Annotated in this window: 9 protein-coding genes; 5 read left to right on the top strand and 4 right to left on the bottom strand. The window is 68.9% G+C overall.

Going from position 1 to position 15,325, the window contains the following annotated elements:
- Nucleotides 1-145: 145 nt before the first annotated feature.
- From RTW82_RS28775 to RTW82_RS28760, 4 genes are all read left to right on the top strand, one after another.
- Nucleotides 146-1,873: a putative bifunctional diguanylate cyclase/phosphodiesterase gene (locus RTW82_RS28775; protein ID WP_316927229.1), complete on the top strand. Its 1,728-nt coding sequence runs from the start codon at nt 146-148 to the stop codon at nt 1,871-1,873.
- Entirely contained in the window at nt 1,870-6,768 is a 4,899-nt protein-coding gene (locus RTW82_RS28770) for a PAS domain S-box protein (protein WP_316927228.1), read from the top strand. The genes RTW82_RS28775 and RTW82_RS28770 overlap by 4 nt, the downstream gene beginning before the upstream one ends.
- Nucleotides 6,769-6,848: 80 nt before the next feature.
- A complete protein-coding gene (locus RTW82_RS28765) occupies nt 6,849-7,427 on the top strand; it encodes a periplasmic-like protein (RefSeq protein WP_043246738.1) in 579 nt (192 codons plus the stop codon).
- A gap of 93 nt (nt 7,428-7,520) precedes the next feature.
- Nucleotides 7,521-8,495, top strand: a complete 975-nt coding sequence (locus tag RTW82_RS28760) for a sensor domain-containing diguanylate cyclase (RefSeq protein WP_021218088.1) — start codon at nt 7,521-7,523, stop codon at nt 8,493-8,495.
- A 379-nt stretch (nt 8,496-8,874) separates the two neighbouring features.
- Here the strand turns inward: RTW82_RS28760 and nirD are convergent, their stop codons facing one another.
- The 3 genes from nirD to RTW82_RS28745 all read right to left on the bottom strand — a co-directional run bounded on the left by nirD (nt 8,875) and on the right by RTW82_RS28745 (nt 12,515).
- A complete protein-coding gene (gene nirD / locus RTW82_RS28755) occupies nt 8,875-9,255 on the bottom strand; it encodes a nitrite reductase small subunit NirD (RefSeq protein WP_316927227.1) in 381 nt (126 codons plus the stop codon).
- The gene (nirB, locus tag RTW82_RS28750) at nt 9,255-11,813 is read right to left on the bottom strand and encodes a nitrite reductase large subunit NirB (RefSeq protein WP_316927226.1); all 2,559 of its coding nucleotides are present in this window, start codon (nt 11,811-11,813) and stop codon (nt 9,255-9,257) included. Before nirB ends, nirD begins: the two co-directional genes overlap by 1 nt.
- A 414-nt stretch (nt 11,814-12,227) precedes the next feature.
- Nucleotides 12,228-12,515, bottom strand: coding sequence for a hypothetical protein (locus tag RTW82_RS28745; RefSeq protein WP_316927225.1), 288 nt, complete (start codon nt 12,513-12,515; stop codon nt 12,228-12,230).
- Nucleotides 12,516-12,755: 240 nt separating this feature from the next.
- Between RTW82_RS28745 and RTW82_RS28740 the strand changes: the two genes are divergently transcribed.
- Nucleotides 12,756-12,950, top strand: a complete 195-nt coding sequence (locus tag RTW82_RS28740; RefSeq protein WP_410478872.1) for a DUF6021 family protein — start codon at nt 12,756-12,758, stop codon at nt 12,948-12,950.
- A 258-nt stretch (nt 12,951-13,208) separates the two neighbouring features.
- Here RTW82_RS28740 and treS read toward each other — a convergent pair whose 3' ends face one another.
- Entirely contained in the window at nt 13,209-15,278 is a 2,070-nt protein-coding gene (treS, locus tag RTW82_RS28735) for a maltose alpha-D-glucosyltransferase (protein WP_316927223.1), read from the bottom strand.
- Nucleotides 15,279-15,325: the final 47 nt, after the last annotated feature.

The raw sequence follows: 15,325 nt of genomic DNA, 5'->3' as shown, positions 1-15,325 counted from the left end.
TCCAGGGTTGCTCCGGCAACCCCCGTCACAACGGCTACCCTGTTGGAGTCTTTCTCCATACGGCAAGGTGGAACCTGAGCGTCGGATAACTTCGTCTAGGCTGTCAGTTACTCAGCACCATAGTGTCAATCGGGGTAGCCAGGGAATGCACGACCTCTTCAGCCACGACCCAGTGATCCTCATCGTCGACGACCAGGCGACCCATATCCGCGTGCTCAGCGAAGCGGTGCGCGACCTGGCTGCCGTGCACATCGCCAACGGTGGGCCGGGCACCCTGGAGATCGCCCGTTCCTGCCGCCCGGACGTGGTGCTGCTGGATATCGAGATGCCGCAGATGAACGGCTTCGAGATCTGCCGTGCATTCAAGGCCGACCCCAAGCTGTGCGATGCCTCGATCATCTTCGTTACCTCCCACAGCGAGCCGGAAAACGAGCTGAGAGCCCTGGAATCCGGCGCCTTGGGCTTTATTCAGAAGCCGCTCAACCTGCCTGTGGTGCGCGCCCATGTGAAGGCTCACCTGAGCCTGCGCGAACAGGCCAAGCGGGTGGCCTACGTCGATGCGCTCACCGGCCTGCCCAACCGCTCGCTGCTCAAGGACCGTGCCGCCCAGGCGCTGCAGAAGGCGCGGCGCGGCGAAGGCAAGGTGGCGATGCTGATGCTCGACCTGGACAACTTCAAGTTCATCAACGACTCCATCGGCCACACCACCGGGGACCAGGTGCTGCGCGAGGTGGCGCTGCGCCTCTCGGGCACGGCACGCGCCGTCGACACCGTCAGCCGCCAGGGCGGCGACGAGTTCGTGGTGCTGCTGCCGGATATCCAGGGCTTCGAAGCGGTGAGCGACTTCGCCGAGCGCCTGCTGACGACCATCGCCCTGCCGCTGACCATCAACGGCGCCCGCTACGACCTCTCGGCCAGCATCGGCATCAGCGTCTACCCGGACGATTGCGACAACCTGGAATCCCTCTACCGCTACGCCGACTCGGCCATGTACCAGGCCAAGGTCGAGGGGCGGAATCGCTTCCGCTTCTTCTCCGAGAAGATCGAAGCCAGCACCCGCGCCCGCCACATGCTTGAGCGCCACATGCGCCGGGCCCTGGAGCAGCGGGTGTTCGAGGTGTTCTACCAGGCCAAGATCGACGCCGCCGACGGCCGCCCCATGGGTATCGAGGCGCTGATCCGCTGGCGCACCGCCGACGGCTCGCTGGTGTCGCCGGCCGACTTCATCCCCCTGGCCGAGGAAACCGGGCTGATCATCCCCATCGGCAAGTACGTGATGTTGCAGGCCTGCAACGACGCCAAGCGCCTGCTGGAAATGGGCTACCCGCTGTGCCTCAGCGTGAACATCTCCGCCGTGCAGTTCCGTGAGGAAAGCTTCCTCGGCATGGTCAAGGACATCCTCCAGGAATCGGGCCTGCCGCCCAGCCACCTGGAGCTGGAAATCACCGAAGGGGTGCTGGCCCACGACATCGACAAGACCCGCAAGACCCTGTTGGAACTCAAGGATGTGGGTGTGCGCATCGCCATCGACGACTTCGGCACCGGCTACTCCAGCCTCGCCTACCTCAAGCGCCTGCCCATCGACGTGCTGAAGATCGACCAGAGCTTCGTCCGCGAGATGCTCACCGACCGCAGCGACGCGGCGATCATCGAAGCGGTGATCCGCCTGGCCCAGGCCCTGGGGCTGGACCTGGTGGCCGAAGGCGTCGAGCACCGCGAGCAGGCGCGGCTGCTGCTCGGGCTGGGCTGCCGGATCATGCAGGGTTACCTGTTCGGCCGGCCGGTGCCCTTTCCCGAGGCCAGCCGCTTTCTCGCCGAGAACACCACCCACCCGCAACGCTGGCTCGACACCGACGACGGAGCCGGCCAATGAGCCGGCGCCTGTCCGGGCCGGTCTACAGCATGCTGGCCGTGGTCCTGGTCGGCGTGCTGGCCACCGCGCTGGTGGCCGGCCAGTTGCAGCAGCACAACCAGCAGCGCATCCACGAGGCGCTGGGGCGGGCCACCGACGCCATGGCCGATGCCGTGGTGCGTCGCCTGGGTCTCTACCAATACGGCCTGCGCGGCGCCCGTGGCGCCCTGGTGACCGTTGGCGAGGCAGGCATCAGCCGCGAGCTGTTCAATCGCTACGCGCGCTCCCGCGACATCGCCGTCGAATTCCCCGGGGCGCGGGGGTTCGGCCTGGTCCGCAAGGTCGCGCCAGCCGATGAAGCCGACTTCCTTCGCCGCGCCCGCGCCGATGGCAAGCCGGATTTCACCATCCGCCAGATCAGCCAGCACGAGGGCGATCGCTTCGTCATCCAGTACCTGGAGCCGGTGACCAACAATTCGGCGGCCATCGGCCTGGACATCGCCTCGGAAAGCAATCGGCGCGAGGCCGCGCTGGCCGCCATGCGCAGCGGCGAGGTGCGCCTCACCGCGCCCATCACCCTGGTGCAGGAGGTCGGCAAGCCGCTGCAGTCCTTCCTCATGCTGATGCCCATCTACCAAGGCGTGACCGTCCCCGAGAGCGTCGAGGCGCGTGAACGGTTGCTCGTTGGCTGGAGCTACGCGCCGCTGCTCACCGAGGAGGTGCTAGACGGCCTGCAGGTGGATGTCCACTCCCTGCAGCTGCGCCTGCGTGACATCACCGCGCCGGGTTCCGCAGAGGTGTTCTACGAAAGTGCCGCCGCCCCCGACGGCAGTGCCGAGGTGATGAGCCTGCGGGTCGAACGCAGCCTCTACGGGCGCCATTGGGAGGTGGAGTTGGCCGCTTACCCGGCCTTCACCGCCCAGCTCAACCTGCTCTCGCCCCGCCTGGCCTGGGGCGGCGGCCTGGCGCTGACCTGCCTGCTGGCCGCGCTGGTGGGGGCCAACGCCGTCAGCGGCTGGCGCAAGCAGCAGGTGTTCGAGCAGCGCTCGCGCCTGGCGGCCATCGTCGAAAGCTCGCCCGACGGCATCGTCGGCCAGGCCCTGGATGGCACGGTGACGGCCTGGAACCCGGGCGCCGAGACGATTTTCGGCTATGGCGCCGAGGAAGCCATCGGCCGGTTGCTCAAGGAACTGATCGTTCCCGAGCAGCGCTTCGACGAGGAGCGCGACATCCTCCGCCGGGTCGGCCAGGGCGAGCGCATCGCCCTGTTCGACACCCAGCGCCGCCGCAAGGACGGCAGCCTGGTGAACGTCTCCCTGTCCATCGCGCCCATCCATGACCGCCTGCACCAGGTGGTGGGCATCTCCAAGACGGTGCGCGACATCTCCGCGCAGAAGCACGCCGAGGCGCGCATCCTCGAGCTCAATGCCGGGCTGGAAGAGCAGGTGGCGGAGCGCACCAAGGAGCTGCTGGCCACCAACGTGCTGCTCGACAGCGTGCTCAGCTCGGCGTCGGAGGTGTCCATCATCGCCACCGACACCGACGGCCTGATCCGCGTGTTCAACCGGGGCGCCGAGCGCCTGCTGGGCTACTCGGCGGCGGAGCTGGTGGGGCGCCAGTCGCCGGCGCTGTTCCACGACACCGCCGAAGTGGTGTCCCGCAGCGAAGAGCTGAGCGAGCGCTACCACCAGCCGATCCGCGGCTTCCGCGTCTTCGTCCATGTGCCCGAGCACGAGGGCGTCGAGGCCCGCGAGTGGACCTACGTGCGCAAGGATGGCACGCGCTTCCCCGTGACCCTGGTGATCACCGCCATCCGCGACGCCGGCGGCAAGGTCACCGGCTACCTGGGCATCGCCCTGGACATCACCGAGCGCAAGGCCGCCGAGCACCAGTTGGAGGAAAGCTTCGCCACCACCCGCGCCGTGCTCGACACGGCGGTCAACCCGGTCATCACCTTCGGCACCGACGGCCGCATCCACACCTTCAACCCCGCCGGCGGCGTGGTCTTCGGCTGCGACCCCGAGACCATGCCCGGGCGTCGTCTGGAAGAGCTGGTGGACCCAGCCTCGCGCGGGGCCTTCGCCAAACTGCTGGCCAGCTACACCGACCAGGCCACCGCCGGCGGGCCCAGCGGCCAGGAACTCTGGGGCCTGCGCGGCGACGGCAGCAGCTTCCCCATGCAACTGACCCTGGCCGCCATGGGCAGCAATGGCGAGCGGCGGCTGGTGTGCGTCATCACCGACCTCACCCAGCAGCACCAGCAGCGCAAGAGCCTCCTGGCCGCCCGTGACCAGTTGCTGCTGGCCGCCGAGGTGGCCGAGCTGGGCATCTGGTCGTGGAACCTGGCGGACGACTCGTTGCAGTGGAACGAGCGCATGTACGAGATCTACGGCATGCCGCCCGAGCAGAACGAGCAGGGCCTGCTGCTCCAGCACTGGCAAGCGCGTGTTCACCCGGAAGACATCGACCGGGTGGCCAAGCAACTGCTCGCCGCCATCGACGGCAGCGCGCGCTACGAGCCGATCTTCCGCATCGTCCGTCCCAACGGCCAGGTGCTGTTCATCCAGGCGGCGGCGCAGATCGAGCGCGACGCCCAGGGCGCGCCGACCAAGGTCACCGGCATCAATCGTGACATCACCGCCCAGCGCGAACTGGAAGCACGTCTGCTGGAGGCCCGCGACAAGGCCGATGCCGCCAGCGCCGCGAAGAGCTTCTTCCTGGCCAACATGAGCCACGAGATCCGCACGCCAATGAACGCCGTGCTGGGCATGCTGCAGCTGGTCCAGGGCACCGACCTCAACAGTCGCCAGCTGGACTACGTGGTCAAGGCGCAGACCGCCGCGCGCTCGCTGCTGGGGCTGCTCAACGACATCCTCGACTACTCCAAGATCGAAGCCGGCAAGTTGCAGCTCGACCCCCACGAGTTCGAACTGGAAGCGCTCATGCGCGACCTCGCCGTGGTGCTCGCCGGCAACCAGGGCGACAAGGACGTGGAAGTGATGTTCGACCTCGACGCACGCCTGCCACGGCGCCTGGTGGGCGACAGCTTCCGCCTGCAGCAGGTGCTCATCAACCTCGCCGGCAACGCCCTCAAGTTCACCAGCGTCGGCCAGGTGGTGGTGGGCTTCCGCCTGCTGGGCCTGTTCGAGGGTTCGACCCTGCTGCGGGTCTCGGTCAGCGACACCGGCATCGGCATCAGCCCCGAGCAGCTGGAGCGCATCTTCGACGGCTTCACCCAGGCCGAAGCCTCCACCTCGCGGCGCTTCGGCGGCACCGGGCTGGGGCTGGTGATCTGCAAACGCCTGATCGAGCTGATGGGCGGCCACCTGCAAGTGGAAAGCCAGCCGGGCAAGGGCAGCCGCTTCTGGTTCGACGTGTCCATGGAGCTGGCCGAGCCCGGCGCGTTGCGCGCCGCCTGCCCCGGCGTGGACGCACCGCTGCGCCTGCTGGTGGTGGACGACAACCCGGCGGCCGGTGAAGTGCTGCTGCGCACCTTGCTGTCCCTTGGCTGGCAGGCCGAGTACGCCTCCACGGGCGAAGCTGCCGTCGGCCATGTGCGCGAAGCGGCGGGGCGCCTGGAGCCCTTCGACCTGGTGCTGATGGACTGGCGCATGCCCGGCCTCGACGGCCTCGCCACCAGCCAGGCGATCCAGGCCCTGGCCGGCGAGCTGGAGGTGCCGCGCATCCTCATGATCACCGCCCACGGCAGCGAGGTCCTGGCCGATCGGCAGCAACAGGGCGGTGCGCCATTCGCCGGCTTCCTCACCAAGCCGGTCACCCCCATGCAGCTGGCCAGTGCCGTGCAGCGCGCCCTCGGCCAGCTGGAAGCGCCGCGACCGGTGGCGCTGGAGGGGCCGAAGAAACGCCTGCAGGGGCTGCGCCTGCTGGTGGTGGAAGACAACCCGCTCAACCGCCAGGTGGCCTCCGAGCTGCTGGAGGGCGAGGGTGCCCGCGTGTGCCTGGCCGAAGGCGGCCTGGAAGGCGTGCAGGCCGTACTCGATGACGCCCAGGGTTTCGACGCGGTGCTGATGGACATCCAGATGCCTGATATCGACGGCCTGGAAGCCACCCGGCGCATCCGTGCCGACGGGCGCCACCCGACCCTGCCGATCATCGCCATGACCGCCAACGCCGCCGCCCAGGACCGCCAGAACTGCCTCGACGCCGGCATGGACGACCACGTCGGCAAACCCATCGACATCCACCAGTTGGTGGCCACCTTGCTGCGCTGGACCGAGCCCGGCGCGGTGGCACGGCCTGAGCCGGAACCTGTCGAGCGCACGGGCGATGCCACGGTGGTGGAATCCCGGGATTCGATCCTGGCGCGCTTCGGCGGCAACCTGAAGCTGTTGCTCTCGGTGCTCGCCAGCTTCGACACCGAGATGCAGAAGCAACTGGTGCGCCTGCGCGAATCCGTCGCCGCCGGTGACCTGCGCAGCGTGGTCGGCGCCTTGCACGGCCTCAAGGGCAGCTCCGGCACCATGGGCGCCAGCGCACTGTGCGCGCGCACCGGGGAGCTGGAGCAGCAGGGCATACATGTCGCCCCGGAAGGCGCCGCCGCGTTCCTCCACGAGCCGCCCTGGCTCGACGAACTGCAGGGCCTGCTCGACCGCAGCAGCGCCGCGCTGCTCGTGCACTTCCCGGAAATCGGTGCCGCGCCCGCGCCGCGCGGGGTGCCCGCCGAGCAGGCCGGCGCCCTGGCCATGGCGGACTGGCAGACCATTCTGGACAAGGTGCTGGAGCTGCTGGAAACCGGCAGCCTGGCAGCCCTGGACCACACCGAGCCACTGCTGCACAAGGCGCCGCCGCCCCTGCGCGATGCCTGCCTCACCTTCGTCCGCCTGGTGGAGGAGCTGGACTTCGACGGCGCCCGCGAATGCGGCTGGCGCCTGCAGCAGGGCGGCGGCCAGGGCTGAGTGGCGGGGGAGCTGTCCTGCGCTCTTCGCAGCAGGTATCGTGCGCACTTTCCCCAGGTGTTCGTCAGGGTTTTCGCTCCATGATCAGCTCGTCGTTTCGGCTCGCCGTCCTCGGCATCGCCACCCTCTGCTCGGCCGCCGCCTTCGCCCGGGTCGAGGTGGAGGCCGTGCAGCACAAGAGCGGCCCCATGCTGGTGGCCAAGGTTTCCGAAGACATCGCCCCCGGCGACTACGACGCACTGATGAAGGGGGTGCTCGGCCACCCCGGCAAATTCGCGCGCAAGATCGTCATCCTCGACAGCATCGGCGGCAGCGTGCCGGAGGCCATCCGCATGGGTCGCCTGCTGCGCGAAACCGGCTTCGACGCGCTGGTGCCGTCCACCGGCCTGTGCCAGGGCACCTGCGTCTACCTGCTGGCCGCCGGGCGCGGCAAGATGGTGCGCGGCTCGGTGGGCCTGCACCGCCCCTACTACGCCCACGGCGACTCCTCCCGCGACCAGGCGCTGTACAAGGGCGTGCGCTACAACTCCGCCGCCTACTTCAAGGAAATGAACATCCCGCCCAGCCTGCTGGAAGACATGCAACGCATCGACCCCCGGCAGATGCGCGTGCTCTCGGCGTCCGACCTGGCGCGCTACCGCCTCGCCGCCGGCAAATAGGCCGATCAAAACCGACCAAACGCCCTGTTGGCGGGCTTTGCACGCCTGTATAAGAGGCGATAGGCCATCACGCAGTCGCCGAGATCAACCGTCATGAGAGAAGAAGTCGAAACCACCAACGCGGTCTACAAGACGTTGCTGGAATCCACCAAGGCGATCCCTTGGAAAATCGATTGGAAGACCATGACCTTCGCCTACATCGGCCCGCAGATCGAAACCCTGCTGGGCTGGAGCCCGGCGAGCTGGGTCGGGGTCAACGACTGGGCCGAGCGCATGCACCCCGAGGACCGCGACGCGGTGGTCGCCTTCTGCGTCTCCCAATCCCAGGCCGGCACCGACCATGAAGCCGACTACCGCGCCCTGACCGCCGCCGGCGACTACGTGTGGATACGCGACGTGGTGCACGTGATGCGCGACGAGGCGGGCGAGGTGGAAGCGCTGATCGGCTTCATGTTCGACATCAGCGAGCGCAAGCACGCCGAGCAGAAGCTGGTGGAGTTGCAGAAGCAGCTGGAGGAGTACTCCTACAAGGACGGCCTCACCGGCGTCGCCAACCGGCGCATGGTCGACTCGACCCTGGACGTGGAATGGGCCAACGCCCAGCGCACCCTGCAGCCGCTGTCGCTGATCCTCCTCGATATCGACTACTTCAAGCAGTACAACGACCACTACGGCCATATCCAGGGTGACGACTGCCTGAAGAGCGTCGGCCAGGCGCTCACCGCCGCCGCCAACCGCCCCCGGGACCTGGTGGGGCGCTTCGGTGGTGAGGAATTCGTGCTCATCCTCCCGGAAACCGACGCCGACGCCGCCCGCCAGGTGGCCGAACGCTGCCGCCGCCTGCTGCGCGAGCGCTGCATCCCCCACGAGAAGTCCGGCGTCGCCTCGCTGCTCACCATCAGCCTCGGCGTCGGCACCATCATCCCCACCCGCCACGACCGCGCCCTGACCTTCGTCGAAGCCGTCGACCGCCTGCTCTACCGCGCCAAGCAGGGCGGCCGCAACCGCTTCGAAGCCGGCCAGTGGCTGGACGCCGACGCCCGGCAGGAGCAGGGCGGAACCGCCTGAACGGCTGCGCTCCCGCCCGTAGGTTGGCGCCGAGCGCAGCGAGGCCCAACGCATCGGCGCTCGCCTATTTCGCGAATGAATTCGCTCCCACGTCGAGGCAAGGAGTGGCCCCGTAGGGCGGGTGCAACCCGCGTATGGCGCGGTGCCGTGATTGCTGGGTTTTACCCGACCTACGTGCTCCGCTCCATTCCCGGGCTGAAGCCCGGGCTACATCTGGGCGAATGCGCCCCCGCCCGTAGGTTGGCGCCGAGCGCAGCGAGGCCCAACGCAGCGGCCTTCACCTTTTTCGCGAATGAATTCGCTCCCACGAAGGTGGATGGCAACGCGCCGTGGTTGCCGGGTTTCACCCGACCTACGCCCTGGGCGAATGAACTTGCCCCTACAGCGTGCCTATCGCCACTTCCACCGCATCGCCGTTGACCCGTACCGGCCAGGTGCGCAGGCGTTGTTCGGGGTATTCCAGGCAGCTGCCGTCTTCCAGGCGGAAGTGCTGCTTGTACAGCGGCGAGGCGATCACCAGGTCGCCCTTGAGCTGGCCGACGATGCCGCGGCCGATGACGTTGGCGCCGGATTTCGGGTCGCGGTTGTCGAGGGCGAAGACGCGCTCGCCGTCCGCCTGGGGCAGGTGGAAGAGGGCGACCTGCTCGCCGTCGAGCCAGGCGACCACGCCGGAGTTGGCCACCAGGTCGTGGCGGCTGCACAGCGGGCGCCATTGGGTGGTGGTGGAGGTGTCGAGTTGCAGGGCGTTGGATGGGCTCATCAGAGTGCCTCCTCGGTGACGGGGATCAGGTGGAGTTCGCGTGCGCTGATCGGCCGGCGCTGGCCGCGTTCCTGCACGAAGTGGATGTCCGGGTCGCCGCGCCGGTCGTTGACGAAGGTGCGGAAGCGCTTGAGCTTCTCGGGGGCCTTCAGGGCGTTGGCCCATTCGCATTCGTAGCGGTCCACCACCAGCTGCATCTGCGCTTCCAGCTCGGCGCCCAGGCCGAGGCTGTCGTCGAGGATCACTGCCTTGAGGTAGTCCAGCCCGCCTTCCAGGCTTTCGCGCCACACCGAGGTGCGCTGCAGCTTGTCGGCGGTGCGCACGTAGAACATCAGCACGCGGTCGATGGCGCGCACCAGGCCCTCGTCATCGAGGTCGGTGGCGAACAGCTCGGCGTGGCGCGGGCGCATGCCGCCGTTGCCGCAGATGTAGAGGTTCCAGCCTTTCTCGGTGGCGATCACGCCGATGTCCTTGCTCTGCGCCTCGGCGCATTCGCGGGTGCAGCCGGAGACGGCGAACTTGATCTTGTGCGGCGAGCGCAGGCCCTTGTAGCGGTTCTCCAGGCGCAGGGCCATGGCCACGCTGTCCTGCACGCCGTAGCGACACCAGGTGCTGCCGACGCAGGACTTCACCGTGCGCAGGGACTTGCCGTAGGCGTGGCCGGTCTCGAAGCCGGCGGCGATCAGCTCGCCCCAGATAGCCGGCAGCTCGTGCAGCTGGGCGCCGAACAGGTCGATGCGCTGGCCGCCGGTGATCTTGGTGTAGAGGTCGTACTTCTTCGCCACCTGGCCGAGGACGATGAGCTTGTCCGGGGTGATCTCGCCCCCGGCGATGCGCGGCACGATGGAGTAGGTGCCGTTCTTCTGCATGTTGGCCATGAAGGTGTCGTTGGTGTCCTGCAGCGGCACCAGCGACGGGTCGGTGATGGACTGGTTCCAGCAGGAGGCGAGGATCGAGCCCACCGCCGGCTTGCAGGTGTCGCAGCCGGTGTGGCCACGGCCGTGGCGGGCCAGCAGCTCCTCGAAGGTTTGGATGCCCTCCACCCGCACCAGTGCGTAGAGCTCCTGGCGGGTGTGGGCGAAGTGTTCGCACAGGCTCTTGTCCACGGCCACGCCCCGGGCGCTCAGCTCGTGCTCGAACACCTGCTTGAGCAGGGCGCTGCAACCGCCGCAGCCGGTGGCCGCCTTGGTCTGCGCCTTGAGTTCGCCGAGGTCGGTGCAGCCGGCGTCCACCGCGCAGCACACCGCGCCCTTGCTGACGTTGTGGCACGAGCAGATGGTGGCGCTGGCGGGCAGGGCGTCGGCGCCCAGGGTCGGCGCGGCGTCGCCGAGGGGCAGGATGAGGCCCGAGGGCTCCGCCGGCAGCTTGATGCCGTTCTGGGCGTATTGCAGCAGGGTGTCGTAGTAGCTGTTGTCCCCCACCAGCACCGCGCCCAGCACGTGCTGGCCGTCGGCGGAGACCACCAGGCGCCGGTAGCTGGCGCTGGCTTCGTCGATGAAGCGGTAGCTGCGTGCGCCGGGAGTGGCGGCATGGGCATCGCCGATGGAGCCCACGTCCACCCCCAGCAGCTTGAGCTTGGTGGACATGTCGGCGCCGGTGAAGGGCTCGTGGGGCTGGCCGGCCAGCAGCGCGGCGAGGTTGCGCGCCATGCTGTAGCCGGGGGCGACCAGGCCGAAGACGCTGCCGTTCCAGGAGGCGCACTCGCCGATGGCGAAGATCGCCGGGTCGCTGGTGCGGCAGTCGTTGTCGATCACCACGCCGCCGCGCGGCGCCACCTCCAGGCCGGCGGCGCGGCCGAGGGCATCCTGCGGGCGAATGCCGGCGGAGAAGACGATCAGGTCGGTTTCGAGGAATTCGCCGTCATTGAACTGCATGCGGTAGGCGTATTCCTCGCCGACGACGATCTCCTGGGTGGCGCGCGACAGGTGCACGCCCACGCCCAGGGCTTCGATGCGGGCGCGCAGGGCGGCGCCGCCGTCGGCATCCAGCTGCACGGGCATCAGCCGGGGGGCGAACTCCACCACGTGGGCCTCCAGGCCCAGGGATTTCAGCGCGTTGGCGGCCTCCAGGCCCAGCAGGCCACCGCCCACCACCACGCCCCGGCGGGCGCTGGCGGCGGCCTCGCGGATGCCGTCCAGGTCGTCCAGGGTGCGGTAGACCAGGCGCGAGCGGCCCTCGGCGCCGGGGATCGGCGGCACGAAGGGGTAGGAGCCGGTGGCCAGCACCAGGCGGTCGTAGGGCTGGCGGCCCGTTGCGGTGACCACCTCGCGGCGCTCGCGGTCGATCTCCAGCACCGCCTCGCCCAGGTGCAGGTGCACGCCGTGGCGGGCATAAAGGCCGGCGTCGCCCAGGGCCAGGGCTTCGGCATCCTTGCCGGCGAAGTATTCGGAGAGGTGCACGCGGTCGTAGGCGCGTTGGCGCTCCTCGCCGTAGACGTGCACCTGGTAGCGCGCCAGGGCACCGCGTTCGATCAACTGCTCCACGCAGTGGTGACCGACCATGCCGTTGCCGATGACGACCAGGATCTCGCTTTTGATCGGGGTGACGATGGCGTTCATGTGCCTTCCTCTGTCGAAGCCGCTGCCGGGGCGTGCGGAAAAAAACGCAAAAAAAAGCGCCTGGAACCGTCTAGCGGCTCCAGGCGCCTTTGCCTGGTGTTCGTGTGGTGTGCGGAAGGGCCGCGCGGGCGTCGTTGCCCTGGCCCTCCGTCCCGGTGGGTGGGTCATCGGCGACCGCCCGGGAGGCTGCTGCGGGGTTGCCCGTCAGTGCCGAGGTAGCAAAAGCAGGTTGCATGCCAGGTGCCGGGGCGGCGGGTGCGCGAGGGGGATGCAGCCCTTGCGGGGCAAGGAATGCAGCGTTGCGAGGGGCGTTGGCGATGGCGTGGATTCAGCCTGCTGCAGTGGCGCCTGGCTGAACCATAACGGGGCGGGTCGGCGCGCTCGTCCCTTTTTTGGAGCAGCGCGCCGGGGCGGTCACTTGAGCATTTCGGGGTCGAGCATGTCGCATTCGAAGCTCAGCCAGCCGCCTTCGGCATTGGCGTCGCCACCGGTGATCGGGCCGTAGTAGGACAGGCCGTTGTCCAGGGTGATGCACACATGGGTGGGCTCGTCCGGGGCGGCCAGCTGGCCGTTGAAGTGCACCTTCATCACGCCGGAGGTGACGGTCTCCAGGCCGACATCCACGGCGGCGTTGTCCACCGCCTCGTTCTCGCGGCCGTGGTGTTCGGCGCTGACGGTCAGGGTGACGGTGTCCTGGTACATGGGGGATCTCCAACAGGGGAAGGGCGCGAGGCCGGAAGGCCGCTAGGTTATGTCAGCGCCGGGTGCGCGGCCATGGATGGCGGCGAAAAAAACGCGCCCCGCACGTCAGCCAGGTCGAACCCGGTCCGGCATCGCCCCTCGAACCATCTACAGCCCTAGAGGAGAGACGTCATGACCCAACAGGCGAAAACCGAACCGCGAAACGCGCCCCGACGAGACTCGCAGGGGGACACGCGTGGCCTGCCCGGCTACCCGAACGCCACCGACAAGGCCAAGGGGCAGCCCTCGGGCGGCGATGAGCCGGGCTTCGACCCGGACTCCCCGGACCTGGCCGACCCGCAGATCGACCCACCCACGCCGCCGCGCATCCCCACCGACAGCGCCCGTCCCGCCAAGCCCCGCGCGCCCGGCAAGCAATACCCGCCCTACGATTGAGCCGCGCATGCCCGGTAGCCCGGGCTTCAGCCCGGGAGCGGTGGGGGATGAGGGCTTCGCGAGCAGAGCTCGCTCCTACGTCCGTGCCTCGGGAGGGCATTGGGTGGCGTAGGTCGGGTGCAACCCGACGATCCCGCGCGCAGCGATTCGCAGGTCGCCCCGTAGCCCGGGCTTCAGCCCGGGAATGGTGATGGTTGAGCGCTTCGCGAGCAGAGCTCGCTCCTACGTCAGAGCCCCGGGCTGTTGCCGTGCCCCGTCCTACACGCCCAGCGGCCCATGGGTCACCACGCGCAGGGCCAGCCCTTCGTAGCCATCCAGCTCCAGGCGCAGCTCGCCCTGTTCGGTGAGGTCGCCCTCCAGGCGCTCGTTGATCATGTCCACCACCGGGCCCGGCGGGACGTTGGGCAGGACGATGACCTCGCTCAGCGGCTCGGCGCCGAAGTTCAGCGCGGTGACCTGGATGCCGCGGCCGGCCGGCAGCTCGTGGACCATCACCAGCAGCGCCGGGTGCTGCGTCTCGGGGATGAGGATCTGCCGGCTCGACGCCACCCCGTAGGCGCGGCGCACCGCCAGCATGCGCCGGGCCTGGGCGGCGAAGGAGTCCGGGTCCTGCAACTGCTCCACCAGGCTGCCGTAGAGGCTGCGGGCCTTGGGCAGGCCCTCGCTGGAGCGTTCGGCGCTGGGGTCGAGGTCGGCCAGGTCGTAGGCGCCGCGGTGGATCCAGCGGGTGTCGCCGTCGGCGAGCAATGCCTCCACCTGTTCGGGCGCCAGGGGCAGGGCGCCCACCAGGTCCCAGCCGGAGAGGGCGACGATGCCCGGCTGCATGGCGTTGAACATCAGCAGCAACAGGTGCACCTGGCGGATGCGCGCGATGTCCGCCGGGCCGATGGCGTCGAGGTCGGCGATACCCAGGGCGGCGGTGATGATGCTCACCGTGGTGCAGGCCACGCCGTTGGTGACGAACTTCAGGTTGTAGGGCGCGTCCTTGCCGGCCAGGCGTTCGTACATCTCGCTGCGGATGTGCTCGCGGAGGATGGACCCCGGCAGGCTCTGGCCCTTGAACACATAGGTGTCGTTGGCGTGCAGGGTCCAGAAGTGCACCAGCTCCAGGGTCAGCTCGTCGTGGTTCTGCAGGGCGTGGATCAGCGAGGCCGGGTCGATGCCGAAGGCGTGCATCTGGTTGAGCATCAGGCGCAGGAACTCGGTGTCGCCGGTAAGCAGCGCGTGCTGGTAGGCCGGCCGGGTGATGAAGTCGTAGGAGAGGTCGGCGCCGCCCTGGGACATGGCGGCGATGTCGTCGAGGGTCAGGTTCAGCTCCTGGAAGCTGAAGCCGCCGGCCTTGCGGATCATGCCGCCGAGCAACTGGTTGCCGGTGACCGACAGCGGGTGGCTCTCCGACCAGGCGTTTCCCTGGGCACGCCGCTCGACGCCGAGGAAGCCGTTGGCGTCCAGGCGCAGCACGCGGGCGCCGAGTACGTCGATGGAGTGCAGGGCGTCGCCGATGATCAACTGCTGCGCGGCGAAGGTCGGGTCCAGCCAGTTCAGCGACGGCTGGCCCTCCTTGAAGTAGTGCAGGTACACCCAGCGCCGCAACTTGCCGTCCACGCCCTGCACCGGCAGCGTGGCGCTCCAGTCGGTCTCCTTGACCCCGGGCTCGAAGAAGATCACCCGCTGCAACTGGCCCACCAGGTAGTTGCGGTCGCGCAGGGCGTCCACCGTCTCCGGCGACAGGTTCACCGCGTCGCGCCCTTCGGGCACCTCCGGCAGCAGCGGCCAGTCGGCTTCCTGGATCTCCACCATGTGGTAGATGCCGGGGTAGTCGCCGTAGGCCATCTCCGCCAGGCGGAAGTCGGCGCCCTTGCCGGTGTGGGCGGGGATGGTGTCGTCGATGGTCACCGCGTTGTGGGCGGCGGCCACGCGGCTGAGGTGCACCTGCTGCTCGTCGGTGCCGAAGCTGGGGTCGATATCCAGGCCGATGCGGTCGAAGTTGCCGTCCACTGTGGGGGTGTAGTCACGCCCGCGCAGCCCGCCGGAGCGCTTCAGCGGCCCGGTGTGGATGCCCTGGATGCCCAGGTCGGAGAAGGCCGCCCAAAGGCGTTCGTCCCCCAGGGCCTGGAGCACCGAGCCGCCCTCGGCGGTGATGATCGAGGCGGGGTAGACGGTCACCCAGACCGAGGCCACGGCTGTGACGCTGCGCGGGCGCGTCTGCGCATAGGGGTGCTGCCACAGGCGCGGCTGACCGGCGTAGAGGCGCGCACGCTGGCGCGCGGTTTCGAGCATGGAATGTTCGACCAGCCAGGTGACCTGGTCGCTGTCGTGGGTAGGCATCGCTCGCTCCCGGGTGGGTGGCCACCGGGAACCGGCCGGCGGCACTT

The sequence above is a fragment of the Pseudomonas sp. zfem005 genome, assembly GCF_032621735.1.
GTDB lineage: Bacteria > Pseudomonadota > Gammaproteobacteria > Pseudomonadales > Pseudomonadaceae > Metapseudomonas > Metapseudomonas solani.
This window is presented reverse-complemented; position numbering and strand designations above follow the sequence as displayed.